Source organism: Marinobacter sp. bablab_jr003 (assembly GCF_016464245.1).
In the GTDB taxonomy this organism is placed as follows: Bacteria; Pseudomonadota; Gammaproteobacteria; order Pseudomonadales; family Oleiphilaceae; genus Marinobacter; species Marinobacter vinifirmus.
In genome coordinates, this window is sequence record NZ_JADARC010000134.1 from 87030 (window position 1) to 112574 (window position 25545).

The 25545-nt window shown below is 60.4% G+C and carries 25 protein-coding genes; 11 read left to right on the plus strand and 14 right to left on the minus strand.

Annotated elements, in window-relative coordinates; translation table 11 throughout:
• Nucleotides 1-122 precede the first annotated feature (122 nt).
• Entirely contained in the window at nucleotides 123-1442 is a 1320-nt protein-coding gene (locus tag H3Z84_RS16115; protein WP_199458193.1) for a class I SAM-dependent methyltransferase, read from the plus strand.
• Nucleotides 1442-2566 carry an NAD(P)/FAD-dependent oxidoreductase gene (locus H3Z84_RS16120; protein ID WP_199458194.1) on the plus strand — a complete coding sequence of 375 codons (1125 nt, stop codon included), beginning with the start codon at nucleotides 1442-1444 and terminating at the stop codon, nucleotides 2564-2566. The genes H3Z84_RS16115 and H3Z84_RS16120 overlap by 1 nt, the downstream gene beginning before the upstream one ends.
• Here the strand turns inward: H3Z84_RS16120 and H3Z84_RS16125 are convergent.
• Entirely contained in the window at nucleotides 2528-3097 is a 570-nt protein-coding gene (locus H3Z84_RS16125; RefSeq protein ID WP_228285793.1) for a choice-of-anchor I domain-containing protein, read from the minus strand. The genes H3Z84_RS16120 and H3Z84_RS16125 overlap by 39 nt on opposite strands.
• A gap of 154 nt (nucleotides 3098-3251) precedes the next feature.
• Nucleotides 3252-3725 carry a Dps family protein gene (locus H3Z84_RS16130; protein ID WP_022988406.1) on the minus strand — a complete coding sequence of 158 codons (474 nt, stop codon included), beginning with the start codon at nucleotides 3723-3725 and terminating at the stop codon, nucleotides 3252-3254.
• 224 nt (nucleotides 3726-3949) lie between these two features.
• Between H3Z84_RS16130 and H3Z84_RS16135 the strand changes: the two genes are divergently transcribed.
• The gene (locus H3Z84_RS16135) at nucleotides 3950-4225 is read left to right on the plus strand and encodes a DUF2061 domain-containing protein (protein ID WP_199458195.1); all 276 of its coding nucleotides are present in this window, start codon (nucleotides 3950-3952) and stop codon (nucleotides 4223-4225) included.
• Nucleotides 4226-4261: 36 nt separating this feature from the next.
• On the opposite strand, the gene H3Z84_RS16140 is transcribed toward H3Z84_RS16135, so the two are convergent.
• Entirely contained in the window at nucleotides 4262-5701 is a 1440-nt protein-coding gene (locus H3Z84_RS16140; protein WP_199458196.1) for a dihydrolipoyl dehydrogenase, read from the minus strand.
• Nucleotides 5702-5883: 182 nt separating this feature from the next.
• Here H3Z84_RS16140 and H3Z84_RS16145 point away from each other — a divergent pair, with 182 nt between their 5' ends.
• Nucleotides 5884-6555, plus strand: a complete 672-nt coding sequence (locus tag H3Z84_RS16145) for a LysE family translocator (RefSeq protein WP_058341925.1) — start codon at nucleotides 5884-5886, stop codon at nucleotides 6553-6555.
• Here H3Z84_RS16145 and H3Z84_RS16150 read toward each other — a convergent pair.
• The gene (locus H3Z84_RS16150; RefSeq protein WP_199458197.1) at nucleotides 6500-7552 is read right to left on the minus strand and encodes a 3-deoxy-7-phosphoheptulonate synthase; all 1053 of its coding nucleotides are present in this window, start codon (nucleotides 7550-7552) and stop codon (nucleotides 6500-6502) included. The genes H3Z84_RS16145 and H3Z84_RS16150 overlap by 56 nt on opposite strands.
• Before the next feature lie 366 nt (nucleotides 7553-7918).
• Between H3Z84_RS16150 and H3Z84_RS16155 the strand changes: the two genes are divergently transcribed.
• On the plus strand, nucleotides 7919-8713 hold the full coding sequence (locus H3Z84_RS16155) for a secretin N-terminal domain-containing protein (protein WP_199458198.1): 795 nt from the start codon (nucleotides 7919-7921) through the stop codon (nucleotides 8711-8713).
• Here the strand turns inward: H3Z84_RS16155 and H3Z84_RS16160 are convergent, their stop codons facing one another.
• The gene (locus H3Z84_RS16160; protein ID WP_199458199.1) at nucleotides 8714-9217 is read right to left on the minus strand and encodes a DnaJ domain-containing protein; all 504 of its coding nucleotides are present in this window, start codon (nucleotides 9215-9217) and stop codon (nucleotides 8714-8716) included.
• Nucleotides 9218-9509: 292 nt separating this feature from the next.
• Here H3Z84_RS16160 and H3Z84_RS16165 point away from each other — a divergent pair, with 292 nt between their 5' ends.
• Together H3Z84_RS16165 and H3Z84_RS16170 are read left to right on the plus strand one after the other, a co-directional pair.
• The gene (locus H3Z84_RS16165) at nucleotides 9510-10607 is read left to right on the plus strand and encodes an efflux RND transporter periplasmic adaptor subunit (RefSeq protein ID WP_199458200.1); all 1098 of its coding nucleotides are present in this window, start codon (nucleotides 9510-9512) and stop codon (nucleotides 10605-10607) included.
• On the plus strand, nucleotides 10607-13687 hold the full coding sequence (locus H3Z84_RS16170; protein WP_199458201.1) for an efflux RND transporter permease subunit: 3081 nt from the start codon (nucleotides 10607-10609) through the stop codon (nucleotides 13685-13687). Before H3Z84_RS16165 ends, H3Z84_RS16170 begins: the two co-directional genes overlap by 1 nt.
• On the opposite strand, the gene H3Z84_RS16175 is transcribed toward H3Z84_RS16170, so the two are convergent.
• Nucleotides 13657-14658 (minus strand): AraC family transcriptional regulator, encoded by a 1002-nt coding sequence (locus H3Z84_RS16175; RefSeq protein ID WP_228285794.1) that lies wholly within the window; start codon nucleotides 14656-14658, stop codon nucleotides 13657-13659. The genes H3Z84_RS16170 and H3Z84_RS16175 overlap by 31 nt on opposite strands.
• A 110-nt stretch (nucleotides 14659-14768) precedes the next feature.
• On the opposite strand from H3Z84_RS16175, the gene H3Z84_RS16180 reads away from it, so the two are divergent.
• The 4 genes from H3Z84_RS16180 (at nucleotide 14769) to H3Z84_RS16195 (ending at nucleotide 18750) form a co-directional block, all read left to right on the plus strand.
• Entirely contained in the window at nucleotides 14769-15080 is a 312-nt protein-coding gene (locus tag H3Z84_RS16180; RefSeq protein ID WP_058341931.1) for a DUF3301 domain-containing protein, read from the plus strand.
• A gap of 136 nt (nucleotides 15081-15216) precedes the next feature.
• On the plus strand, nucleotides 15217-16536 hold the full coding sequence (locus H3Z84_RS16185; protein ID WP_199458203.1) for a substrate-binding domain-containing protein: 1320 nt from the start codon (nucleotides 15217-15219) through the stop codon (nucleotides 16534-16536).
• Between the two features lie 45 nt (nucleotides 16537-16581).
• Nucleotides 16582-17877, plus strand: coding sequence for a pyridoxal phosphate-dependent aminotransferase (locus tag H3Z84_RS16190; RefSeq protein ID WP_058341932.1), 1296 nt, complete (start codon nucleotides 16582-16584; stop codon nucleotides 17875-17877).
• Between the two features lie 48 nt (nucleotides 17878-17925).
• Nucleotides 17926-18750 (plus strand): inositol monophosphatase family protein, encoded by an 825-nt coding sequence (locus H3Z84_RS16195; protein WP_199458204.1) that lies wholly within the window; start codon nucleotides 17926-17928, stop codon nucleotides 18748-18750.
• 470 nt (nucleotides 18751-19220) lie between these two features.
• Here H3Z84_RS16195 and slmA read toward each other — a convergent pair whose 3' ends face one another.
• The 8 genes from slmA to H3Z84_RS16235 all read right to left on the minus strand — a co-directional run bounded on the left by slmA (nucleotide 19221) and on the right by H3Z84_RS16235 (nucleotide 25489).
• Nucleotides 19221-19808 (minus strand): nucleoid occlusion factor SlmA, encoded by a 588-nt coding sequence (gene slmA / locus H3Z84_RS16200; RefSeq protein ID WP_199458205.1) that lies wholly within the window; start codon nucleotides 19806-19808, stop codon nucleotides 19221-19223.
• 236 nt (nucleotides 19809-20044) lie between these two features.
• Nucleotides 20045-20854, minus strand: coding sequence for a thiazole synthase (locus tag H3Z84_RS16205; RefSeq protein ID WP_199458206.1), 810 nt, complete (start codon nucleotides 20852-20854; stop codon nucleotides 20045-20047).
• Nucleotides 20855-20912: 58 nt separating this feature from the next.
• Complete coding sequence (gene thiS / locus H3Z84_RS16210; RefSeq protein WP_199458207.1) at nucleotides 20913-21113, minus strand: sulfur carrier protein ThiS; 201 nt, start codon at nucleotides 21111-21113, stop codon at nucleotides 20913-20915.
• Between the two features lie 17 nt (nucleotides 21114-21130).
• Nucleotides 21131-21529: a DUF423 domain-containing protein gene (locus tag H3Z84_RS16215; RefSeq protein WP_094625827.1), complete on the minus strand. Its 399-nt coding sequence runs from the start codon at nucleotides 21527-21529 to the stop codon at nucleotides 21131-21133.
• Nucleotides 21516-22319: a symmetrical bis(5'-nucleosyl)-tetraphosphatase gene (locus H3Z84_RS16220; protein WP_199458208.1), complete on the minus strand. Its 804-nt coding sequence runs from the start codon at nucleotides 22317-22319 to the stop codon at nucleotides 21516-21518. The genes H3Z84_RS16215 and H3Z84_RS16220 overlap by 14 nt, the downstream gene beginning before the upstream one ends.
• Complete coding sequence (gene rsmA, locus H3Z84_RS16225; RefSeq protein ID WP_199458209.1) at nucleotides 22312-23142, minus strand: 16S rRNA (adenine(1518)-N(6)/adenine(1519)-N(6))-dimethyltransferase RsmA; 831 nt, start codon at nucleotides 23140-23142, stop codon at nucleotides 22312-22314. Before rsmA ends, H3Z84_RS16220 begins: the two co-directional genes overlap by 8 nt.
• Entirely contained in the window at nucleotides 23139-24149 is a 1011-nt protein-coding gene (gene pdxA / locus H3Z84_RS16230; RefSeq protein ID WP_199458210.1) for a 4-hydroxythreonine-4-phosphate dehydrogenase PdxA, read from the minus strand. The genes rsmA and pdxA overlap by 4 nt, the downstream gene beginning before the upstream one ends.
• A complete protein-coding gene (locus H3Z84_RS16235) occupies nucleotides 24146-25489 on the minus strand; it encodes a peptidylprolyl isomerase (RefSeq protein ID WP_199458211.1) in 1344 nt (447 codons plus the stop codon). Before H3Z84_RS16235 ends, pdxA begins: the two co-directional genes overlap by 4 nt.
• Between the last annotated feature and the right edge of the window lie 56 nt (nucleotides 25490-25545).

Here is a 25545-nt window from a genome sequence, read left to right on the forward strand (position 1 = left end):
TGCCCTCCGTTTTCGCCAATACCTGACAAATCCTGATCATTTTCTATACTGAATCAGAAACGCGACTCTCAGCCTGATTTCGGGACCGCACAGGAGTACAGAGAACAAAGGGAGAGCCTGCCGTGACACAGAACACCGCCCGCAAACCGGAATATAGCGGAAGCGACCCAAGAGCCCAGGGCCATGTGCTGACCCTGCCCCTGGAGAACAGCCAGACCGACCGGGAACCCCACAGCTACGAGCGCTGGCTGGTGGCCAAGCTGATGCGTATGGCCGGTTCGCCACCGGTGCGCTTCCGCCTGTGGAACGGCGAGACCACCGAACCGGAGCAGCAACCCGCCCGGTTCACCCTGAGCCTGGCCGACCCCAAAGCCCTGTATTCACTGGTGGCCAATCCCAACCTGGCGTTCGGAGACCTGTACAGCGCCGGCCGGCTGGAAGTAGACGGCGACCTGCCGGATCTTATGGAGGCCATGTACCGGGCGGTTCATGCGGCCCGGCAGAAGTGGCCGAAATGGCTGGATGCACTTTGGCGCAACCACAACCCCCGGCCTACCGGGATTTCCGAAGCCAGGGAAAACATCCACCACCACTACGACCTGGGCAACGAGTTCTACCAGCTGTGGCTGGATAGTGCGGAAATGCAGTACACCTGCGCCTATTACGAGCAGGCAGACAAGACCCTGGAACAGGCCCAACTGGCCAAGCTGGAACATGTGTGCCGCAAACTGCGCCTGAAACCGGGCATGACCGTGGTGGAAGCCGGTTGCGGCTGGGGCGGCCTGGCCCGTTATATGGCTCGCAACTACGGGGTAACCGTGCATGCCTACAACATTTCCCGGGAGCAGCTGGCCTATGCCCGGGCCGAAGCAGAGCGGCAGGGCCTGGATAACCTGGTCACCTATGTGGAAGACGACTACCGCAACATTGAAGGCCAGTACGACGCCTTCGTCTCCATCGGCATGCTGGAGCATGTGGGCAAGGACAACTACCCCGCCCTGTCGGAACTGATCAAACGCTCCCTCAAACCCGATGGCATTGCCCTGCTGCACAGTATCGGGCGCAACCGGCCGATGCTGATGAACGCCTGGATCGAGAAACGGATTTTCCCCGGCGCCTACCCCCCCAGCATTGGCGAGTTTATGGAACTCTGCGAACACGGCGATTTCTCGGTGCTGGATGTGGAAAACCTGCGCCTGCACTACGCCCAGACCCTGAGCCACTGGATGGACAATTTCACCGCCAACCAGGACAAGGTAACGGAGATGTACGACGAGCACTTCACCCGGGCATGGCGGCTGTACCTGGCCGGCTCCATTGCAGCCTTCCGGGCCGGCTCATTGCAGCTGTTCCAGGTGGTATTCACCCACGGCGATAACAATCAGCTGCCCCGGAGCCGGCAGGATCTTTATACCTTCCCAGCCACACCGGAGGGCATTTGATGGATTACTACGATGTGATCATTGTCGGCGCCGGACCCGCCGGCTCTACCCTGGCCCGGGCGCTGGAGGGCGCGGGCAAGCAGGTGCTGATTATCGACAAGGCCGAATTCCCCCGGGATAAAACCTGCGCAGGCTGGGTAACCCCCGCGGTACTGGCAAGCCTGGATATTGATGCCAACGAGTATGGCAATGGCCGCACCCTGCAACCCATTCGCCGCTTCCGCATCGGCATGATGGGCCAGGACGCGGTGGAGAACAACCACGGTGAAGTGGTCAGTTACGGCATCCGCCGCTGCGAGTTTGATGACTACCTGCTTGGCCGGGTGTCCTGCACCAAACAGCTGGGTACGCCGGTAAAATCCATTACCCGTGACAACGGCAACTGGGTAATCAACGAACAATGGCAGGCGCCGTTACTGGTGGGCGCCGGCGGTCACTTCTGCCCGGTAGCCCGGCAGCTGGGCAACGGCCCCGGCAAGCATGAAACCGTGGTTGCGGCCAAGGAAGTAGAGTTCGAGATGACTCCGGAACAGGCCCGCTCTTGCGAAGCCCGGGGCGATACCCCCGAACTCTGGTTCTGCCGCGATCTCAAGGGCTATGCCTGGGTGTTCCGAAAAGGCAGCTACCTGAACATTGGCCTGGGCCGGGAAGACAACCACCGGCTGACGGATCACCTGGAAGCCTTTGTAGAAGATATGAAACAGGCCGGCCGCATTCCCGCCGACCTGCCCGGCCGGTTCAAGGGTCACGCCTATCTGCTGTATGCCCACGCCGACCGGCCATTGGTGGACAACGGTGTGTTGCTGATCGGTGATGCTGCAGGACTGGCCTACACCCAGAGCGGCGAAGGCATCCGCCCGGCCATCGAATCGGCCCTGATGGCTGCGAAAGTGATACAGGAAGCCCCGGACTATTCTGCGATTTCCCTGCAGTCCTACGGCGAACAAATTGCCACCCGCTTTGGCAATCGCGCCTCCGAACAGGAGCATGGCTTTGACCTGCCTGAATGGCTCAAGCAACCCATTGCCAGCACCCTGATGCGCTCGCACTGGTTTACCCGGAAGGTAGTGACAGAGAAGTGGTTTTTACACCAGCAGGTGCCGCCGCTGGATGTGGCGGTGTGAGTAGTCGTCATTCGGTTCACCTTCGTTGGCAACTAGCACTTTTTGACCATCGCGGGTGAAAGTCACCATGTCTGGCAAGGCGCCCACGGTCACTTCACCGGCCTTGGACAGATCAGATGCGTTGTAGAACACAACCTTGCCGTTGTCCTGCTTCACCTCGGCTTCGATGGCGACGGCGACCAGGTCACCATACACCGCCACACTGTTAGCGGAGGCGCCTTCGCGGCTGGCGTCGATGGTGTTAACCAGCACCGGTGCAGACGGGTTACGAATATCCAGTACGTCCACGGTGGCCGCATTGGCATTCACCACAAACAGACGCTGGTTGGCAGCATCATGGGCGACGATTTCGGCGGCGCTTTCGTCGAACACATTGCCCGGGGCCTTGGAGCTTCCCAGTACATTGAGTTCGATCAGGCCCGGCAAGGAAGCCCTGGGCTGGGTTTCAGAACCGCTGCCGGTAGCGCAGGCAGCAAGGCCAACGGTGGTGGCCAGAATGGCGGAGGTCAGAAGGGTTCGCTGGAAAATCATGTTTACCTCGGGTTGTGTCGTCGGTGTGTAAATGACGACCCAAGCTATGGCAAACAGATGACAAAACCGCGTCAGAAAAAAGACAAGCCGATGACGCACATACAAAAATGGCGGCTCCGGGGAGCCGCCATTTCAGGTTACCGCTCTGCCTGGCTTACTGGCCCAGGTAGCTCCGGTACATCCACACGTCTTTCTCCTGCCCGGAGATGTAATCGCTCATCAGGGCAGAGGTGCCTTCATCACCGGCTTCACCGGCCAGCTCCAGCAGTTCGCGCTGCTTGGCAATCAGCTTGCCGAAGCTTTCAACAATGTTCTCAACCGCTTCTTTGCCGTTGGATACGTCTTTGCGCTCCGGCACTTCGGCGGTTTCGATGTAGGTGCTGAACGCGTGAGCCGGGCGGTGGCCCAGGGTCAGTACACGCTCGGCAATTTCATCCACTTTCAGCAGAAGGTCGTTGTACAGCTCTTCGAATTTCTCGTGCAGCAGGAAGAAGTTCTCACCCTTGATGTTCCAGTGGTAACCACGCACGTTCATGTAAAAGATCTGGTAGTTGGCCAGCAGATCATTCAGTGAGCTAGCCAGTGCGGCGGTTTTTTCGGTATCCAGACCAATAAAGTTCTTACCCATTTGAACCTCCTGATTCGTCGTCGGGTTGTCTCTGATTACTACTCTAAGTCAGTTCCGGGCCCTGGGCCCAGTTCCATTCCTTAATGTCATTGATAGTAAAAACTTATTCGATAGCCTGAAATCTTATAGCTCGAACCTATTGCAGGATATCGCACAATCTATTTGGAAATAATTCTCGTTTGGTCTTAAATTGAATCATAGACCTGATAAATGCGGAGTTGATCATGAGTACGCTGAAACTGTTTGTCCACGAGCACAGCACGAAAGGTGATCAGTCGGTTTTGAAAACGATTACCTTCGCCATCACCCACTTTACCGTGGCCTTCACCGTGGCCTACCTGCTGACCGGTGACATCCTGATCGGCAGCCTGATTGCCATGGTGGAACCGGCCATCAACACCGTGGCCTACTTCTTCCATGAGAAGATATGGGCGCGGCACCAGCAAAATGCAAGGGACGCTGCCGCCACACCGGTAAGCTTGCAACATCACACGTCATAGTGAACTGACACAGATCAGCTCCGCCAGCGGCCCGGGTTAAACACCCGGGCCGCAGTCCATGCAGCCTTCCGCGGGCTCCGGGCCCAGTTTCAGGTTTCTGTTCAGGTCTTTCAGGGCTGATCGCAAGCCCTCTTCAATCACCGGATGGTAGAACGGCATTTCCAGCATGTCGCTCACGGTCATCCGCTTCTGGGCGCACCACGCCAGCAGGTGGGCAATATGCTCGGCCGCAGGGCCGAACATTTCCGCGCCCATGAACAATCCGCTGCCATGTTCGCCATACACCCGCAGCAGGCCCCGGTTCTTGCCGATCACCTTGCTGCGTCCCTGGTTCTCGAAACTTACTTCTCCGACGGCAAAGCAGCCCCGGCACTTTTCATCCACCTGGTGAATGGTCAGGCCCACCGAGGCAATCTGCGGATCGCTGAACACCACGGCCAGCGGGGTTTTGCGCAATCCGGTCTGTACCTCCGGATATGCCGCTGCGTTGTCTCCGGCGATGCGGCCTTCATCTGCGGCCTCATGCAGCAACGGCCGGTGGTTATTCACATCCCCGACGATAAAAATATGGCTGTCGCCGCAGCGCAGGGTGTAAGGGTCAAACTCCGGCATGCCCCGGTCGTCCAGCTCGATGCCGGCGTTCTGGATGTCCAGGTTATCGATATTCGGCCGGCGCCCGGTGGCCGCCAGAAGATAGTCGAAGGTTTCCTGGTGCTCTTTGCCGTCTTCCAGCCAGGTAATCTGCACACCACCGTCTGTCCGTTCCACCCGGCGGGTTTCGGTTTTCGGGCTGAAGGCAAACTCTTCGCTGAAGGTTTTCAGCGCGTAGTCACGGATTTTCTCATCCCGCAGGCCGCCGATGCCGCCGCTGACGCCGAACAGGTGCACCTTAACCCCCAGCCGGCTTAATGCCTGCCCCAGCTCCAGGCCGATGACCCCGGGGCCGAAGACCGCGACAGAGTCTGGAAGGTCCTGCCAGTCGAAGATGTCGTCGTTCACAATCAGCCGGTCCCGGGCTTCCTTGAAGATACCCGGTATGTTGGGGCGGGAGCCGGTGGCGATGATGATGCGATCGGCACGGACTTCGGTATGGTCGCCGACTTCCAGGCGGTGGGCATCCACAAAGCGGGCATGGCCCATCAGGCGATGTTCTTCCGGCAGTTTCTCCATGGAGCGGACCACCGGCGCCACAAACTTGTCCCGCTCGGCACGTACTCGCTGCATTACCAGCCGGCCATCAATTCGGACATCGCCAGCCAGCACACCGAAGTCGCCGGCGGATTTCAGGTCGTGGGCCCGCTCGGCGGCGGCAATCAGCAATTTGCTGGGCATGCAGCCCACCCGGGCACAGGTTGTGCCGTACTGCTCACCCTCGATCAGCACCACACGGTCGGTTTTCTTTGCTACCCGCTGGTAAGCCACCATGCCGGCAGTGCCGGCGCCGATGATCGCTACATCCACGTCACGCTTGTTCATCTGGCCTCCTCTGAAAACCGGAAATTCCCGTCTTTTCTGCAGGTTAAGTTATAAGTATAGAAAGCTTACGGAATCCTGACAGGTGAAACCGGAAAAAAATCCTTCTATGCTTGCCGGCAATCACCTTCATCGGCTTACGACCATAAGGCTCAACAGGTCACTACGTTAACAGGAGCAAACAGGTGCAGAATTACTGGCTGGAATTTCTTACGGTGGCCCTGGTGCACCTGTTGGCGGTAGCGAGCCCCGGGCCGGACTTTGCGGTGATGCTGCGCCAGGCCCTGACCCAGAACCGGCGCAACGCGTTGCTGTCGGCTGCGGGTATCGGGCTGGGCATTCTGCTGCACGTGGGCTATTCGCTGCTGGGTATCGGACTGATCATCCAGCAATCGGTGATGCTGTTCACCGTGTTGAAAGTGGTTGGCGCGGTTTATCTGCTGTACATCGCCTGGCACTGTCTGCGGGCCAGGCCGGGCGGAGTGCATGTGGATGCGGCTGAAAAGACCCAACAGACAGGAATGGCAGCCTTCCGGCTCGGGTTTCTGACCAACGCCCTGAACCCCAAGGCAACGCTGTTCTTTGTGTCCCTGTTCTCGGTGGTGATCAACCCGGGCACACCCATTCTGCTGCAGGCAGGCTATGGCCTGTACATGGCGCTGGCCACGGGCCTGTGGTTTGCGATGGTGGCGGTGTTCTTTACCCACCCCCGTGTCCGCCGGGGTTTCAACCGGTTCGGACACTGGCTTGATCGGGCCATGGGGGGCATCCTGGTGCTGCTGGCCGGGCAGCTGTTGTTGTCTACAGTGAGCGGATCAGAGCCTCCGTCTGTTCCCAGCCCAGGCACGGATCGGTAATCGAGCAGCCGTAGACCAGCTCTTTACCATCATCCTGGCGACCGAATTCCAGGAAGCTTTCCAGCATCAGGCCCTTGATGTGCCGGTTGCCATTGCGCTTCTGGGCCATCACATCCCGGGCAATGTCCACTTGCCGCTCGGCCTGTTTGCAGGCATTGTCATGGCTGCAGTCCACCATCACGGCCGTTGATACGCCGGCTTTTTCCAGCTCTGCCACTGCCTTGGCGATGCTCAGCTCATCGTAGTTGGTCACGCCCCGGCCGCCGCGCAGCACCAGGTGGGTGTCCGGATTGCCAACGGTGGAAATCATCACCGGCGCGCCACTGTGGGAAATGCCCATGTGGTGGTGAGGGTGCGAGGCAGACTTCATGGCATGGCTGGCCACGGTAATACCGCCGTCGGTGCCATTTTTGAACCCGGTGGGCATGGGCAGGCCGCTGACCATTTCCCGGTGGATCTGGGATTCGGTGGTGCGGGCGCCAATGGCGGTCCAGCTCACCAGGTCCCCCAGGTAATCCATCATGAACGGGCTCAGGGCTTCGGTGGCCAACGGCAGGCCAAGCTCGGATAACGCCAGCAACAACTTGCGGGAACGCTCCAGCCCCAGTTTCAGGTCACCGCGGCCAGTACGCTCAGGATCGTACAACAGGCCTTTCCAGCCCACGGTGGTGCGGGGTTTTTCCAGGTAGGCGCGCATGACAATCAGGAACCGGTCACTGACGTCGTCTGACAGCGCTTTCAGGCGGGTGGCGTAGTCCAGGGCAGCCTGTTCGTCGTGAATGGAGCAGGGCCCCATAACAATCAGGGTGCGGTCGTCCTGACCGTGCAGTACAGCGCGGATCTGTTCGCGGTAACCGGCAATAGCCCGAACCAGTTGCTCATCGGCAGGAAACTGCTGGCGCAACTCGGCGGCGGTAGGCAACCTGGCTTCCTGGCGGTGCTGGCAGGCGCTGGAGGATTGCGCGTCCAGTGTTTCAGATTTCAGCGGCATGTTCATGTCTGTGTTCCCGTTTCCCTGTGTCAGAATCAAAAAAGCCCCGGCTGGGCTACCAGTCGGGGCTTTTCGGAGTCCGGTGGCAGCCTGGGTTGCTTGCCGGGCTGCCTTCCTCGTTGTGTTCGGTCGATGAAGATCTTACGGGCGGCCCGGGCTCTGGCTAAAATAAAAGCCATAACCAAACCACCAAAAATACACAGCAGAACCTGCGGCCTTCAGTTTTTCACCGAAAGCTTTCAGAACGTTCAATTGACAGGCTGTGTGTAGAGTCTTCATGCTTTTCACTATATACCCGCGGTTTTCAGATTGGCAACCCGCAATCCGGATTATTTTCCGGTGGGTGTCGTTAACGTGGCTTCGGAGGCCCAGATGCACAATCCTTTCGCCCGGTTTTCCACTCTGGCCCTGCTGGCCGTTCTGATACTTGGCCTGGCGGCTCCGGCGGCGGCCCGGGCAGAACAGGAAACCCGCATTTACCAGCTGCAGAACCGCACCGCCGAAGACATGGCGCAGCAGGTACGCACCCTGTACCAGCAAGCTCCAGTGTCGGTAACGGCCCGTGGAACACAACTGGTTGTAAGGGGAGAGCCAGTGTTGCTGGATGAAATCGGCACCCTGGTCGGCTCGCTGGATGTACCTCCGGTACAGATGCGCATTACCGTGCGCTACCGGCAGAGTTCAGACAGCTCGGGTTCCGGTGCTGGTGTCAGCGTAAACCGCAACCGGGTATCCGCCGGGGTCGAGCAAAGCAGCCGTTCCAGCAACTCAAGCTCCCAGCGCCATCTGGTAGTTCAGGACGGGCAATCGGCCCACATTACCTCCGGCAGCGTGCGCACCCTGCCCTTCGCCGTTCAGGGTGGCCGCAACCCGGCGGTGATCCTGGAACAGGTGGAAACCCGCAGCGGGTTTGTGGTCAGCCCCCAGTCAATTTCCGACCAGGCAGTGGAGCTGAACATTGTATCGTTCGAGGAAGACCCGGCAGCACTGCCCGGCTATGAAACCGAGGCGCTGGTGACCATCCGCCGGGTGGAGCCGGGGCAATGGGTGTCTCTGGGCGGGGTCAGCACATCGGAAAGCCGCCAGCAGGGCGGCCTGGTCTATCAGCGCAACAGCAGCCTGGCGGAACAGCTGGCCATTGATGTGAAAGTGGATATCCTGCCCTGATCAGGCGCCACGTTTGCCGATCAGCAGGTCCCGGGCTTCGTTGAGCTTGGCGGCCAGGTAATCGTTACCACCGCGATCCGGATGCACCTTCTGCATCAGCTTGCGGTGGGCAGCCACCACCTCTTCACGGGTGCAACCCGGCGTCACCCCCAGAATATCGCAGGCTTCCCGCTCGGTCATGGCGCCGGCAACCGGTGCCCGCTGGTCACCCGTACCGGCCTGTCCGGCCGATTCCGGCCCGGATGAATCACCCATGGCCTTACGGAACATCGGCGCGTACCGCATCAGCGCCGGCAGTTTTCTCAGCAGCGGAATCAGTGCCGCAATACCGGCAGTGATCACGTGCACCCGGCCAGTCAGCACCATAAACAGCAACAGGGCACCGCCGGCCACCAGCACCACTTTCCAGATGGCCGCTTTCTGGCCTTCCGGCGACAGCGCGCCCCATTTTTTCAGGATGACAAACACGGCGGCCGCCAGGGCCAGGCCGAGAATCAACTGCATTCCAAATCCTCACCCGCTTGTATCGTCACCGGAGCATAACAGATTACCGCGGAGATCAGATCCACCCCCGTCATTTAGACGTAAGACGCAGCAGTACATATACTGCGTTTTTTCTGCAAACGGGTGACAAACTCAAGTGCTTTTTGTAGCATCCTATTGGTTAACGCTGAGCTGACGCCCGAGTGAGCAGCAAGCGTCTGGTCGCTGTCATCTGATGCGCAAGGAAAGCTGTCAGCCTTCCCATCCCAGCGACGTTATCAGTCTCAAGAACTCTATTCCCAGGAACAGACCTATGCGCACCGCATCCCGTTTTGTCATCGTCATCATTTTCCTTGGTGTCGTCCTTGGCGGCATCTTTGGCTACAAATTCATGCAGTTTGGCCAGATGAAGGAAATGCTGTCACAGCCTCAGCCGCCGGCGATCATTTCCGTGACCAAGGCAACCACCGAAAACTGGCAGCCGGCCATCAAGGCGGTGGGCAGCGTAGAAGCCATTAACGGTATTGAGGTGGCCAACGAGGTGCCGGGAGTGATTCAAAGCATCAGCTTTGAATCCGGCGATGCGGTTAAACAGGGAGACGTCCTGGTTCGTCTGGATGCCGCTATCGACGAAGCCGCCCTGCGCACCCGTCGGGCCGAGGCTCAACTGGCGCAGCAGGAGTTCAAGCGGATTTCCGACCTACTGCCGCGGCGCGCCGTGTCCCAGTCCCAGTACGACGAAGCCAAGGCCAACTACGATGCCGCCCGGGCACGGGTGAACGAGGCCGAGGCCCAGCTGAACAAGAAGGTGATCAAGGCCCCGTTTGACGGCAAGCTGGGCATCCGGATGGTGGACCAGGGCCAGTACATTGGCACCGGCACCCCGATCGTCGAGATCAACATGCTGCACCCAATCTACGTGGACTACACACTGTCCGAGAAATACCTGCCGGATGTCGACCAGGGCTATCCGGTGTCTGTCACTGTAGCCGCAGTGCCTGACCGCACCTTTGAGGGTGACGTCAGCGCCATTAACACCTCGGTGAACCCGGAAACCCGCACCGTGCGCATACGCGCCATCCTGAACAACGAAGATAACCTGCTGCGCCCGGGTATGTTTGCCACTGTCCAGACCGGCCAGCCCCGGGATAACGAAGTGGTCACCCTGCCCCGCGAGGCTATTTCCTATAACACTTACGGCAACTTCGTGTTCGTAGTGGAAGAAAACGATGAAGGCCAGCTGGTGGTCAGCCGCCGCAGCGTCACCACCGGCGAAGTCCGTGAGGGCAGGGCCTCCGTAACGTCCGGCCTCGAATCCGGTGAAACCGTGGTTGCCAAGGGCCTGCTCAGGCTCCGGGCCGGCCAGCGGGTTGAGATTCAGGACGAATCCGGCCAGGAGGCGTCTGAGTAATGAAATTCACCGATATATTTGTCCACCGGCCAGTCCTGGCCACGGTGGTCAGCCTGCTGATCCTGCTGCTCGGTGCCCGGGCCGCCATGGAAATGGAAATCCGCCAGTACCCGAAGCTGGAAAGCACCACGGTGACGGTAACCACCGCCTACCCCGGTGCCAGTTCGGACCTGATCAAGGGCTTTATCACCACGCCGCTACAACAGGCCATTGCCGAAGCCAGCGGCATTGATTACCTGACCTCCACCAGCTCCCAGAGCGTGTCCACCATCCAGGCCAAGATGGTGCTGAACTACGACGCCAACGATGCCTTGGCGGAAATCCAGGCCAAGGTGGCCAGCCAGCGCAACGTGCTGCCGGCAGAAGCCGAAGACCCGGTGATCACCTCCACCACCGGTGACGACACCGCACTGATGTACATCGCCTTCTACAGCACCGAGCTGGATGTACCCCAGATTACCGATTACCTGACCCGTGTTGTTCAGCCCAAGCTGCAGGCACTGTCTGGCGTGGGTAAGGCCCAGCTGCTGGGCCGAACCTTCGCCCTGCGGGTATGGCTGGATCCGGAACGACTGGCTGCGGTAGACCTGACGCCGGTAGAAGTGGCCGCCAAGCTGCGGGCCAACAACTACCAGGCCGCCGTGGGCCAGACCCGGGGCAAGTACACCGAAGTGAGCCTGACCAGCGACACCGACATCGCAGACCCGGAAGCCTTCCGCAACCTGGTAGTGAAGCAATCCGGCGGCACGCTGATCCGCCTTCAGGACATTGCCAGGGTGGAACTGGGCTCCCAGAACTACGACCAGCTGGCCCTGTACAAAGGCCAGCCGGCCACCTACGTGGCCATCGAAATGGCGCCCGGAGCCAACCCGCTGACGGTAGCCGGACTGGTGAAAGACGAACTGCCCGACATCGAAAGCCAGCTGCCCAGCGGCCTGAATGTACGCCTGGCCTACGATGCCTCGGACTTTATCGACGACTCCATCAACGAAGTTATCCGTACCCTGATCGAAGCCATGATCATCGTGCTGGTGGTGGTGTTCCTGTGCCTGGGCTCAGTACGTGCCTCCGTGGTGCCGTCGGTTGCCGTGCCGCTGTCGCTGATTGGCGGCGCCTTCATCATGCTGATGTTCGGCTTTTCCCTGAACCTGCTGACCCTGCTGTCTATGGTGCTGGCCATCGGCCTGGTCGTGGATGACGCCATCATCATGGTGGAGAACGTGCACCGGCATATCGAGCAGGGCGAGTCCAGGTTCGAGGCCGCCATTAACGGTGCCCGGGAGATGGCCACCCCAATCATCGCCATGACCACCACCCTGGTGGCGGTGTACGCCCCCATCGGCTTTATGGGTGGCCTGGTGGGCTCACTGTTTACCGAGTTTGCCTTCACCCTGGCCGGCACCGTGGTCATCTCCGGCATCGTGGCCTTGACCCTATCGCCCATGTTGTCCGGCAAGGTGCTCAAGCCACACGGCAACCCGGGCAAGTTCGAGCAACTGGTGGAGAAAACCTTCAACGGCCTGGCCAATGCCTATAAAGCAGCACTGACCTCTCTGATGCAGACCAAGTCGGTGGTGGTGTTCTTCGCCGTGGTGGTGCTGGGCTCCATTTACTTCATGGTGATGATGAGCCAGAACGAACTGGCCCCCACCGAAGACCAGGGCATCCTGTTCTATCAGGGCCTGGGGCCGGAAACGTCCACCCTGGACTACCTCTATGAGCACGGCCAGGAAGTGCAGGACCGCATGGCCACCGTGCCCGGCTACAACGAAGACTTCATGATCCTGGGTGTGACCAGCCCGAACGCCGTGTTTGGCGGCTTCAAGATGTCGCCCTGGAGCGAGCGGGAAATCAGCCAGTTCGAGGCCCAGCCGCTGCTGGATGCCGAGCTGAAGAATGTCACCGGGCTGCAGACTGCAGTGTTCCCGCTGCCGGCCCTGCCGGGCTCCGGCGGTGGCCTGCCGTTCCAGTTTGTGATCACCACCGGCGGCAGCTACGAGCAGCTCGACCAGGTGGCCGATGAACTGCTGGGCAAGGCCATGCAGAGCGGCAACTTCATGTTCCTTAAGAAATCCATCAACTTCGACAAGCCGAGCACCCGCATTAACGTGGACCGTGACCGGGTGGCAGACCTGGGCCTGTCGATGCAGGATGTTGGCCAGTCGCTGGCCAGCATGCTCAGTGGTGGTTACATCAACCGCTTCAACATGGAAGGCCGCTCCTACCAGGTGATTCCACAGGTGGACGACCAGTTCCGCGCCAGCCGTGAAGCACTGGATGACTACTACATCCGCGCCGGCAACGGCGAGCTGGTACCGCTCTCCAGTGTGGTCAGCTTTACCGAGGAAGTGGAACCATCCAACCGCACCCAGTTCAACCAGCTGAACTCGCTCACGCTCGAAGGGGTGGTCATGCCCGGCGTGGCAGCCGGTACCGCCATGGAGTTCATGGAGCAGACTGCTGGAGAAGTGTTCCCGCAGGGCTTCAGCTTCGACTACACCGGCGAATCACGGCAGCTGGCGACCCAGGGCAGCGCCCTGGTGGTGACCTTCTTCCTGTCCTTGCTGGTGATCTACCTGGTACTGGCGGCGCAGTTCGAAAGCTGGCGCGACCCGATCATCATCCTGGTGTCGGTGCCCATGTCCGTTGCCGGCGCCATGGCGTTCATCGTACTGGGCTTCGCCAGTATGAACATCTACACCCAGGTGGGCCTGATCACCCTGATTGGTGTGGTGTCGAAGAACGGCATCTTGATTGTGGAATTCGCCAACCAGCTACAGAAAGAGCAAGGCCTGAACAAGGTAGAGGCGGTGATTGAGGCTGCAGCTATTCGCCTGCGGCCGATCATCATGACCTCACTGGCACTGATCTTCGCCATGGTGCCGCTACTGATAGCCGTGGGCCCTGGCGCCGAAAGCCGGTTTGCCATCGGCCTGACCATCAGTGCCGGCCTGGGCATTGGCACCCTGTTCACCGTGTTCGTATTGCCGGCGTTCTACATCCTGCTGGCCCGTGACCACCACGGCTCCGCCGCTGATGAGTACGAAGATCAGGAAAGTGCCGGCGCCAGCAGCTCCTGAGCCTGCAAACGCCGGCGCCACTGAACCGTTTCGCTGGGCAGCTCTCCGAAGTGTTCCCGGTAGAGCGCCGCGAAACGGCCAAAGTGGCTGAAACCTTCATCGCCGGCATAGCGGGAAATGTGAGGCACTGCGCACTGGCAGTCCACCAGCCGCCGGCGCACGCGAATCAGCCGGCAGCGCTGGTAATAGCGATAGGGTGTCATGCCGGTCTGCCGTTTCATCAGGTAGTAGAGGTTGCGCTCGCTCACCCCGGCGTGGCTGGATAACTCCTGCAGGTCAAACTGCCAGTCCGGCTCTGTCCGTATCTTGATGATGGCCTTGAGTAGCCGCCGGTCGGGCTCCGGAATGGCTGTCGTTGCCGAGGCAGCAGCGGTGTTTCCGCGAAGTATCCCGTTGATCTCCTGCAACAGGGTTTCCGCCGCCCGGCATCCGTGATCGTGGTCTTGCAGAAATCCGACCTGGAACAGGAACCCGTGGATACAACGGGTGATCGCATCACCAATGGCCGGGCCTGTATGCGGCGCATCGGGCTGGTCTGCCAGCCGGAGCAGGAGCACACGGCTGTCTGCCGCCACCCTCAGGCTGAAGGTTTGAGCAGGCGGAATTACCTGAAACGGAAAGACCGTGGTCGCTGCCTTACCGGCAGACACAACCTCACACCGCCCCTGAACCCGGAACACCAGCAAGGGCGAATCCAGGCAGCAGTGTTTCAGGATGAGATTCTGGCTGACTGATAAAGCGGCAACCATGCCTGCTCCGACTTCCAGCGCCGACAACGAGCCGGCTTCGGCTTTCGGCCGGGACCAATCACAAACCAGCCCGGTGCAGCCCAGCAAATCCTGCAGGGCCAGCGTCCACTCCCCGCAGGCGGCGCGGTTCAGGCGAAGGTAAGATTCCAGCTCGGAATTGACGATAAAGTTCTGCATACTACTCAGACAGGTAAAAGGTGAGACTGCTGTTGTAAGCAACATTCCCACAAATCCCTAGCCAGATCTTGCAAAACCCCTGCATTCTTTGTGGTTAATAGGGATTTATTGATGCTTATCAAACTCTCACACAGGCAACATAACAGGACACACCCTTGACCCTCGGAACCCTCTTCTGGCTTTTCGTTGCCGGCTTTCTGGTCTGGTACTGGTGGCAGGCCAAGGCCATCAAAGACTCGGTACTGCAAGCCGCTCACCGTTATTGCAAAAGCATGGACGTGCTTCTGCTCGACGATGCCGTGTACCTGCGGGGCCTGTGGTTCAAACGGGACCCACAAGGCAGCCTGAGGGTATGGCGCCGTTTTCTGTTCGACTTTGCCACCACCGGCGAAGAACGCTATACCGGCCGGGTAATCATGCTCGGCCGCAAAATTGTGCATATGGAACTGGATCCACACCGGTTTTGACCGAAAGACTGTTTACAATTCGTTACCTTAAAATCCCGAATCCAGGCCCTGCCCGACCGGCCTGAAACATAACTGTCATATTTATGTAGCATCCTTGCGCCAGCACAACTTCTTGTCCTGAATAGGTTTTCTGGTGATGTCTTATTCCGTTTCTGCAGCTTTCAAAGCCGGCGCACTGGCGCTGTTGACTGCCCTGCCCCTGTCTTCCACCCTGGCCCATAACCTGGAAATTCACGGCTCTAACACCGTGGGTGCCACCCTGGCCCCCATGCTGGTGACCGGCCACCTGGAACACATCGGTAGCGGCTCGGTTAAGACCGACTCCACCGGCGTGGAAAACGAAAAGATTCTGAGCATTGCCAGCGAAGGCGGCACCGTGAGCGTGCTGGTGGCTGCCCACGGTTCCAGCACCGGTTTTCGTACCCTGGCCAGCGGCCAGGCCGGCATCTGGGCGTCTTCGCGGCCGGTGAAACCGGGGGAAGCGCAGCAGGTCAGTGCACAGGCCGACCTGACCGCACTGGAAAGCGAGCACGTGATTGCCATCGATGGCCTGGCCATCCTGGTGCACCCGTCCAACCCGGTCAGCAAGATGAGCATTCAAACGCTGGGGCAGATCTTTGCCGGCGAAATCCGCAACTGGTCAGAACTTGGCGGCCCGGACCGCGCCATCAGCCTGTACGCCCGGGACGACCGTTCCGGCACCTGGGATACCTTTAAATCCCTGGTCCTCGGCAAAACCTACACGCTGGACAGCAGCGCCCTGCGCTATGAATCCAACGACCAGCTTTCCGACGATGTGTCCCGGGACCCGGGCGGCATCGGCTTCTCGGGCCTGGCCTCGGTGCGCAACAGCAAGCTGCTGGCCATTTCCGACGGCAATGCCCCGGCCCTGAAACCGAACCAGCTCACCGTGGCCAGCGAAGACTACCCGCTGTCACGCCGGCTGTTCATGTACACCATGGGCAACCAGACCCCGGAATTCGCCCGCGGACTGATTGAATTCGCCCTCGGCAATGAAGGGCAGGCGCTGGTGGCCGAATCCGGCTTTATTTCCCAGAATCCGATTGCGGTAAAGCCGGAGCTTGATAGCTCGGTGCCGGACACCTTCAAACGCCTGACCGCCGAGTATCAGCGCCTGACTGTGAACTTCCGGTTCTCGGAAGGCCGCACCAAGCTGGATAACAAAGCCCAGCGTGACCTGCTCCGGGTGATCGATTACCTGGAACAGCGAGGCCGCTCGGCGGACGATCTGTTGCTGATCGGCTTTGCCGACGCCCAGAGCCACGAACTGCGGGCCCAGATGATTTCCGAGCTGCGGGCGCTGTCGGTTCGCAAGGCCCTGCACCAGGCAGGACTGCCCCGGGTGGCCTACACTGGTTACGGACAATACATGCCTGTAGGTGGCAGCGGTAACCAGAGAAACGGCCGGGTGGAAGTCTGGATCAGGGCCCGATAATTTTCCTATACTGCCATTGTCACCACCAACCAACAGACCGGGACAATGGACATCAAAAACGACCACCGCTTCGCCATCAACCTGAACGTTCGGGGCATCCAGCCCTCCTCTACCCTGCGCATCAACGAGCTGAGCAACCAGCTGCGATCGGAAGGTAAGGACATTATCAAGCTGGGACTGGGCCAGTCTCCGTTCCCGGTGCCGGAACGTGTGGTTAACGCCCTCAAAGAACACGCCCATGAGAAAGACTACCTGCCGGTAAAAGGTCTGAAAGGCCTGCGCCAGGCCATTGCCGGTTACATCAACCGGGCCGAGCGTATGCGGTGCACCTGGGAAGACGTACTGATCGGCCCGGGCTCCAAGGAACTGCTGTTCATCCTGCAGCTGGCCTACTACGGCGACCTGCTGATTCCGCGACCGAGCTGGGTGTCCTATGCACCCCAGGCCCGCATCATCGGTCGTTCGGTGCACTGGCTGCCAACCCACGCGGAGAACAACTGGCAGCTGACGGCGGAAGAGCTGGACATCATCTGCCGGGACGATCCTTCACGCCCGCGCATCCTGATTCTGAACTACCCGTCGAACCCCACCGGTTGTACCTACACCGACGATCAGCTGCTGGCCATCGCCAACGTGGCGCGCAAGTACAACCTGATCCTGTTGTCGGATGAAATCTACGGCGAAGTGCACTTCGAGGGCCGGCACAAGTCCATCGCCCGCTACTACCCGGAAGGCACCATCATCAGCACCGGCATGAGTAAATGGCTCGGCGCCGGCGGCTGGCGTCTCGGCACCTTCATCTTCCCGCCGGAACTGCGCCCGCTTCAGGACGCCATGGCAATCATCGCCAGCGAGACCTTCACCTCCACCAGTGCGCCCATCCAGCATGCGGCAATCACGGCATTCGAAGGCGGTGAGGACATCGACGAGTACCTGAAACAGTCCCGCCGGGTGCTGAAAGTGGTGGGCGAATACATGTATTCCCGCCTGAGCGCCATGGGCGCCGTGGTTCGTAAGCCGGAGGGAGCGTTCTACCTGTTCCCGGACTTCTCCGCCTTCAGTGAAAAGCTGGCCCGCAAGGACATCAAAACCTCCCAGGCCTTCTGCACCGCCCTGCTGGAAGACACCGGCGTGGCCATCCTGCCCTCCAGTGATTTCGGCTTTGTGCCAGACCACATGGGCGCGCGTTTGGCGTTCGTGGATTTCGACGGCACCCAGGCACTGGAACTGGCCGGCGGAAGCTATGCAGACCAGGAGCTGGGGGAGGACTTCGTCCAGGAAGCCGGCCCGCGCCTGGTACTGGCCATGGACAAGATGGAGAAGTGGCTGAACAGCCTCTGATTCTGTCGTGCTAGACTGGCACCCTCATGTTTTCTGACCGGGGGTGCCATGTCTGACTCTGTTTCTCTGCGCGAAATCACCGATTTTGCCGAAGCCCTGGCTGTTGAAGCCGGCGAACTGATCCGCCACGAGCGCGACCAGAACACCCTTCGCACCGACTGCAAACACCAGACCGAGTTGGTCACCCACGCCGATGTGATGGCCGATGAGTTCATCACCAACGCCATCCGGGAGCGCTTCCCGGATCACCGGATCCTGTCTGAAGAAACCATGCCGGACCTGTCGCAGGCCGAGTCCCTGGACACCCCGCTTTGGGTCATCGATCCCATCGACGGCACGGTAAACTACGCTTACGGCCACCCCCAGGTAGCGGTCTCCATTGCCTATGCGGAGCGGGGACAGGTGCAAGTGGGCGTGGTACACGCGCCCTTCCCCGGCGAAACCTTCAGGGCCACCAAGGGCGAAGGCGCCACGATGAATGGCCAGCCGATCCGCCACAGCGGCGCCACCGATCCCCGGCAATCCCTGTTCGCCACCGGTTTCCCCTACACCAAGGACAACCTGGAACCGTTGGTACGCCGGCTGGATGCGATGATCCACCAATGCCGCGACCTGCGCCGCATCGGTTCAGCGGCACTGGATATCTGCTGGGTGGCCTGTGGCCGCCTGGATATCTACTACGAAAACGTCAGCCCCTGGGACTTCGCCGCCGCCCGCCTGATCGCCTGGGAAGCCGGCGCAACGGTGGGCCACTTCGGCGATGTACCCGAAGGCTACCCGGCCGACCTCTGGGGGCGCGACATCCTCATCTCCGCCCCGGCAATATGGGAGCCGATTCGCGCCATACTCCGTTCTGCGTCTGGTTACGACTGAGCTTCGGGGCTTGGGAGTTGGGGGCGCCTAGCCTTCGAGTTCGGGGGCGTGTTGTGGGTGGGGGTTGCCCTTCGCAGAAGCGCTCCTTCGGCACATCCATGTGGCGCTTGTCTTCGGCCATCCATGGCCTACGAAATTCTGCGAAGGGCAACCCCCACCCACAACGGTCAAACTCCGGGAGAGTACCGGGCCCAACTACGCGAAGTCTGCGCCACGTCAGAAGTTCGCGCTCTCATGAAGCGAAGATGGTGTTTTCGGCGCGATTCCCGTGAAGTCAGAAAGGCGCTGGCTGGATACCCTTTCCCGAAATTTCGGAGGCCATGGATGGCCGGAGAGAAGCGCACATGGATGTGCTCGTAGCGGTTTCGGGAAAGGGTATCCAGCCAGTGCCCCACCGCCCAATCTGCAGGCTACGGAGACTATACCCCCACAATCCGCAGGCCAGGCGACCCCGAACTCCCAAGCTGAACTTAACTCCAGACGGCCTCGGCAACCAGGCCCCACGCCTCGTCGAAGTCGGTGGAGGGTAAGCGGGAGAATGAGGAGCGTACGAAGCGCTGGATGCGGCCTTCGAGGAACACCATTACGAAATCGGCACCCCGGGCTGCGCTGGTGCGGGGCCGCAGGCCCTGGCGGATTTCGCCTTCTTTCAGGGCCTGGCGGAACTGGGTTTCCAGGCGTTCGAAGAACTGGGACGCGCGCTTGCGCAGCGACTCGTCTTCGCCCATCAGGGCATCGCCGGTCAGCACGCAGCACAGGCCCGGGTTGCGCTCGGCGAACACCAGTACCAGGTGCACCAACTGCTGCAAACGCACGCGAACGTCTTCCTGCTCCTGCAACACCACCTGGCAACGGGAGAAAACAGCCTCCTCGGCAAATTCGATCAGGGCTTCGAACATTTTGCGTTTGCTGGGGAAGTGCCGGTAGAGGGCCGCCTCGGTGACACCCACGGTTTTGGCCAGGCCAGCAGTTGTGATCCGGGCCCCGGGGTCTTTTTGCAGCAATTCAACAAGGGCCTGCAGGATTGTGTCCCGCCGGCTGGGTTTTTGAGTGGTCATATCAGGACTACAGCGCTCTGTTTTTTTGCCACAGAATCCACGAAAGGACACGGAAAAATGAAAAGATAAGGACTGTTTGGCCACGAAACCCACTAAAGAACACGAAATAAAAGACAAAGACCTTTTGGTTTCTAATCAGTCATCTTTGTTCGTGTTTTTTAGTGGATTTCGTGGCAAAAAAGCTTTTCGTCTTTCCCTTCCGTGTTTTTCCGCGGATTCCGTGGCTAATTATTAAATCAAAAAAAGGTGCCGTCGATCGGCGACGACGCGCTGGCGTACAGCTTCTTCGGCATACGTCCAGCAAGGTAGGCCTCGCGGCCGGCTTCGATGGCCAGGCGCATGGCGTTGGCCATTTTGATCGGGTCTTTGGCCTGGGCGATGGCGGTGTTCATCAGTACGCCGTCGCAGCCCAGTTCCATGGCGATGGTAGCGTCTGAGGCGGTGCCTACGCCCGCATCCACCAGTACCGGCACCTTCGCATTCTCGACAATCAACCGGATGTTGTAGCGGTTCTGGATGCCCAGGCCGGAGCCGATAGGAGCGCCAAGGGGCATGATGGCAACACAGCCCATTTCTTCCAGGCGCATGGCCAGCAGCGGGTCGTCGGAGCAATACACCATTACCTTGAAGCCGTCTTTGATCAGCTCTTCGGCCGCCGCCAGGGTTTCCGGCATGTTGGGGTACAGGGTTTTGTGTTCGCCCAGCACTTCCAGTTTCACCAGGTCGTGGCCATCGAGCAGTTCGCGGGCCAGTTTGCAGGTGCGTATCGCGTCTTTGGCGGTGTAGCAGCCGGCCGTGTTCGGCAGGATGGTGTAGGCGTCCGGGGAAACCACGTCCAGCAGGTTGGGCTCGTCCGGGTTCTGGCCGATGTTGGTCCGGCGTACCGCTACGGTCACAATCTCGGCACCGCTGGCTTCAATGGCGTGGCCGGTTTCCATCAGGTCGTGGTACTTGCCGGTGCCTACTAGCAAGCGGGACTGGTACACCTTGCCGGCAATTTCCAGGGGTTTGTCTTCGGGGAGCTGAATCTCTGGTGTGTCTGTCATAGCCTGCCTGAGTTCTATCGAAATGAGAGTCGGGAGTGGTCGTTCGCAGCAAGGAGGATTAACCGCCTCCGATAGCGTGCACCACTTCCACACGATCACCTTCGCTGAGGGGAAAGTCCGGGTGCTGGCTGCGGGGTACGATGTCTTCGTTCACTTCCACCGCCACGCGTTTCCCGGCCAGTGCGAGTTGCTCAATCAAGGCGGCAATGGTGGCTCCGTTCGGGAGCTCCATGGCTTCGCCATTAACCTTTACCTGCATGGTTGTGATCACCTTTGTTATTTCTTCAGGGCTGCGATGGCCAACAGGGCCCAGCCCACCATGAAACACAGCCCGCCTACCGGAGTGACCGGCCCAAGCCAGTGGGTTCCTGTCAGCACCAGCAGGTACAGGCTGCCGCTGAAAAGCAGGATGCCCACCAGCCAGAAGCCGCAGGCCACGGCCAGGAGTTTCCGGGGCAGGCCGAGTACCGGCATCAGACTGGCCACGACGAGGATCAGGGCGTGGTACATCTGGTAGCTGACTGCGGTCTGGAACACTTCAAGGCCACGTTCGCTCACCAGGTTACGCAAGCCGTGGGCACCGAAAGCGCCGGCCATCACCGCCAGCAAACCGGCAACGGCGCCGGCTACCAGTGCCCAACGTACAATCCGGGTGTTGCTGTCAGCTGCAGTCACAGTGAATTTTCTCTCCGGTATCCAGGTTCATCATGGTCAGGGCACCGCCCCATACGCAGCCGGTGTCCAGGCCGATAAACCGTTCGCTGCCGGTTTTACCTTCCAGGGCCGCCCAGTGGCCGAACACCACGGTTACGTCGTCCTTGCGCGGGTAGGTAAACCAGGGTGCGAAACCTTCCGGGGCGTTGGCAGCCGCTTCCTTGGTGGCCAGTTCCAGGCTGCCATCCTGTGCAATAAAGCGCATACGGGTGAAGTAATTGGTGATCACCCGCCAGCGATCCATGCCGGTGAGGGTATCACACCAGCGTTCGGGCTGATTGCCATACATTTGGCTGAAGTATTCGCCGGCATTGTCGCCGCGGATCACCGCTTCCACTTCCCGGGCACAGGCCACGGCCTGTTCCACACTCCAGATGTGGGGCAGGCCGGCGTGGGCCATCAGCAGGTTACGACCGGCATCGTGCACACACAGGTGTTGCTGGCGCAGCCAGTGGATCAGCCGCTCATGGTCCGGGGCTTCGAGAATGTCGTGCAGGGTGTCTTTTTTCTTCGGGCTGTGGCCACCGAGCGCTACAGCCAGCAGGTGCAGGTCATGGTTGCCCAATACCACGACTGCGGAACTGCCCAGGCTTTCGATGTAGCGCAGGGTTTCCAGCGAGGACGGCCCCCGATTGATCAGGTCACCGGCCACCCAGAGCCGGTCCCGGGACGGTGAAAAATCCACCTTGGCCAGCACATCCCGCAGGCGATCATAGCAACCCTGAATATCGCCGATGGCGTAGTCAGTCATTACTTACCTCGCTGTTCCCGGCCGGCGCAGCTCCGCTGTCCACCAGCAAATCCGCAATCTTTACATAGTCCGCCAGGCTCAGGTTTTCCGGGCGTAATCCGTCGTTGATGCCGAGGGATTGCAACTGCTCCACCGTTACCATCGCCCCCAACGCCTTGCGCAGGGTTTTGCGACGGGCATTGAAGGCAGTACGCACCACGGTCTGCAGGGTTTTCAGGTCTTTCGCCGGGTGCGGCAGTTCTTTGTGGGGCACCAGCCGGACAATGGCGGAGTCCACTTTCGGGGCCGGGCGGAAAGCGCCGGGGCCGACTTCAAACAGCGGCTGCACCTTGCAGAAATACTGGGCCATGATGCCCAGCCGGCCATAGTTGTTGTCGCCGGGTACCGCCGCCAGCCGCTGGACCACTTCTTTCTGCAGCATGAAGTGCATGTCCTGCACCACGCCACTCTGCTCCAGCAGGTGGAAAATCAGCGGGGTGGAAATGTTGTACGGCAGGTTGCCGACAATGCGCAGGGGGCGGTCGGTCATCAGCTCACGAAAATCGAAGCTCAGGGCGTCGGCCTCGTGAATCTGAAACTCCGGGTAGTTGAAAAACTTGGTTCGCAGCACCGGGATCAGGTCCCGGTCCAGCTCCACTACCTGCAGGCGCGGATTGATCGCCAGGATCTCTTCGGTGATGGCGCCCAGGCCGGGGCCGATCTCGACAATGGCATCGTCCGGCTTGGGGTTGATGGAACGGACAATGCGTTCGATCACGCCCGGATCGTGCAGGAAGTTCTGGCCGAAGCGCTTGCGGGCCTGGTGGCCGTGTTTGTTACTCATGATGATTCTCCGGCCTGTGCGGCCTTGCGGCAGCGGGCCATATGCTCGCCCACCCGAATGGCGGTGTGCAGGCTGCCTGCGTCAGCCTTGCCGGTGCCAGCCAGGTCAAGCGCGGTGCCGTGGTCGACCGAGGTGCGGACAATGGGCAACCCGAGGGTGATGTTTACGGCACGGCCAAAGCCCTGGAATTTCAGCACCGGCAGGCCCTGGTCGTGGTACATGGCCAATACCGCATCGGCATTGTCCAGCCAGTGCGGAGTAAACAGGGTATCCGCCGGCAGCGGCCCGGTCAGCTGTATGCCTTCGGCGCGCAACTGTTCCAGGGTTGGCTCGATCACCTCGATTTCTTCCCGGCCCAGGTGGCCGCCTTCCCCTGCGTGGGGGTTCAGGCCCGCCACCAGGATGCGCGGCTGCTCAATGCCGAAGAAGGTTTGCAGGTCGGCATTGAGAATACGGGTTACCTGGGCCAGACGCTGCGGCGTGATGGCCGCCGATACGTTTTTCAGGGGTAAGTGGGTGGTTACCAGCGCCACCCGGAGTTCTTCCGTGGCCAGCATCATCACCACCCGTTCAACGCCACACAACTCCTGCAGGAATTCGGTGTGGCCGCTGAAGGCAATGCCGGCTTCGTTGATCACGCCCTTGTGCACCGGCGCGGTGACCATGCCGTCAAAGGAGCCGTTCAGGCAGCCTCTGGCCGCAACGGTCAGGGTATCCAGCACATACTGGCTGTTGGCGGCATCCAGCTGCCCGGCTAGCGTTGACTGGCAACCATCCACATGCCGAACTGACAGATATCCGGCCCGGGTTTCCGGCACCATGCCCGGTTGCCAGTCATGAAGCTGGACCTCAAGGCCAAGCGCGCTGGCCCGTGCCTGTAACAACTCGCGGCTGGCAATTACCACCAGCCCGGCGTCCCGGGCTTCGGTGGCCAGCTGCAGGCACAGTTCCGGGCCGATACCGGCCGGCTCGCCTGCGGTCAGCGCCAGGATGACCGGTGTGCTCATGACGGGTCTGTTTCCTCGCTTTGCGGGTTCATATCGGCGAACTCGCCCTTGAACTCCACGAAAGCTTCATCACGGACTTCCCGCAGCCAGTTCTGCAGTTCCTGCTCGAACTTGCGCTGATAGATGGCCTGGCGGGCCTGGGATTCGCGGGCCTCGGCGGTGACGTCCTGCTTGCGACGCTCCTGAACCTGCAGAATATGCCACCCAAACTGGGAGCGCACGGGGCCGTATATTTCACCCACATCGGCGTCCAGCATGGCCTGCTCAAACTCGGGGACCATCTGGCCCGGGCTCACCCAGTCCAGGTTGCCGCCATCAGAGCCGGATACCGGGTCGTCTGACAGCTCACGGGCCAGTTCCGCAAAGTCGGCACCGTCCTGCAACTGGCGGTAGATATCGCGGATCCGCTGCTCGGCCTGGGCCTCGGTCACCGCTGCGGACGGGCGAACCAGTATGTGGCGAACCTTGTGCTGTTCGATAATCTGCTGCTGCTCACCACCACGCTTGTCCATTACCATCACCAGGTGGAAGCCGCTGTTGTTCTCCAGCACTGCAGACGGCACACCCGGCTCCAGGTCCGGCACCACCGGCGCCACCAGCGACGGCAGCTGGCTTTCAGAGCGCCAGCCCATATCACCACCCTCAAGGGCGTTGCTGGCGTCGGATTCGGCAACAGCCACTTCCCGGAAATCCCGGCCATCCAGGATCTGCTGGCGCAGGTTATCCGCCAGGTTACGGGCCTGGCGCACAGACGCCTCGTTACCCGGCTCGTCTACCTGGATAAAGATATAGGCCAGGCGGTATTCAGCACCATCGCTGCCGGCACCGGCCTGGGCTTGCAGGTAGTTTTCCACTTCGTTGTCGGTAATGCGCACCCGGTTGCCCACCTGGCGCTGCTGCACCCGGCTGGTGAGCATCTCGTTGCGGATCTGCTCCCGGGCCTGCTGGTAGGTCACACCTTCTTCCGCCAGCTGGCTTTCGAACTGGGCCATGGTCATGCCATTGCTGCGGGCGATGCTGGCCAGGGTTTCGTTCAGCTCGTTATCGCTGATGCGCATGCCCATTTTGTCCGCCATCTGCAGCTGGACGGATTCAGCAATCAGCTGCTCCAGTACCCGCTGCTCCAGCATCTGGCGTGGTGGCAGGCCGGTACCCTGGGCGCTCAGCCGGCCCACAATGGTGTTCACCCGGGCTTCCAGCTGGGTCTGCAGGATGACATCGTCGTCGACAATGGCGACCACCCTGTCCAGCAGCTTGCGTTCAGCCTGTACCGCCAACGACATGGTCATCATGGCCATGGTCAGCAGCAGGGTCAGTCCGTGGCGTACAGTCGCCTTCATAGTCACCTCTTGGTTTGTGCATTCCGGGTCGTCAGCCAGGCAAGGCCCGGCTAACG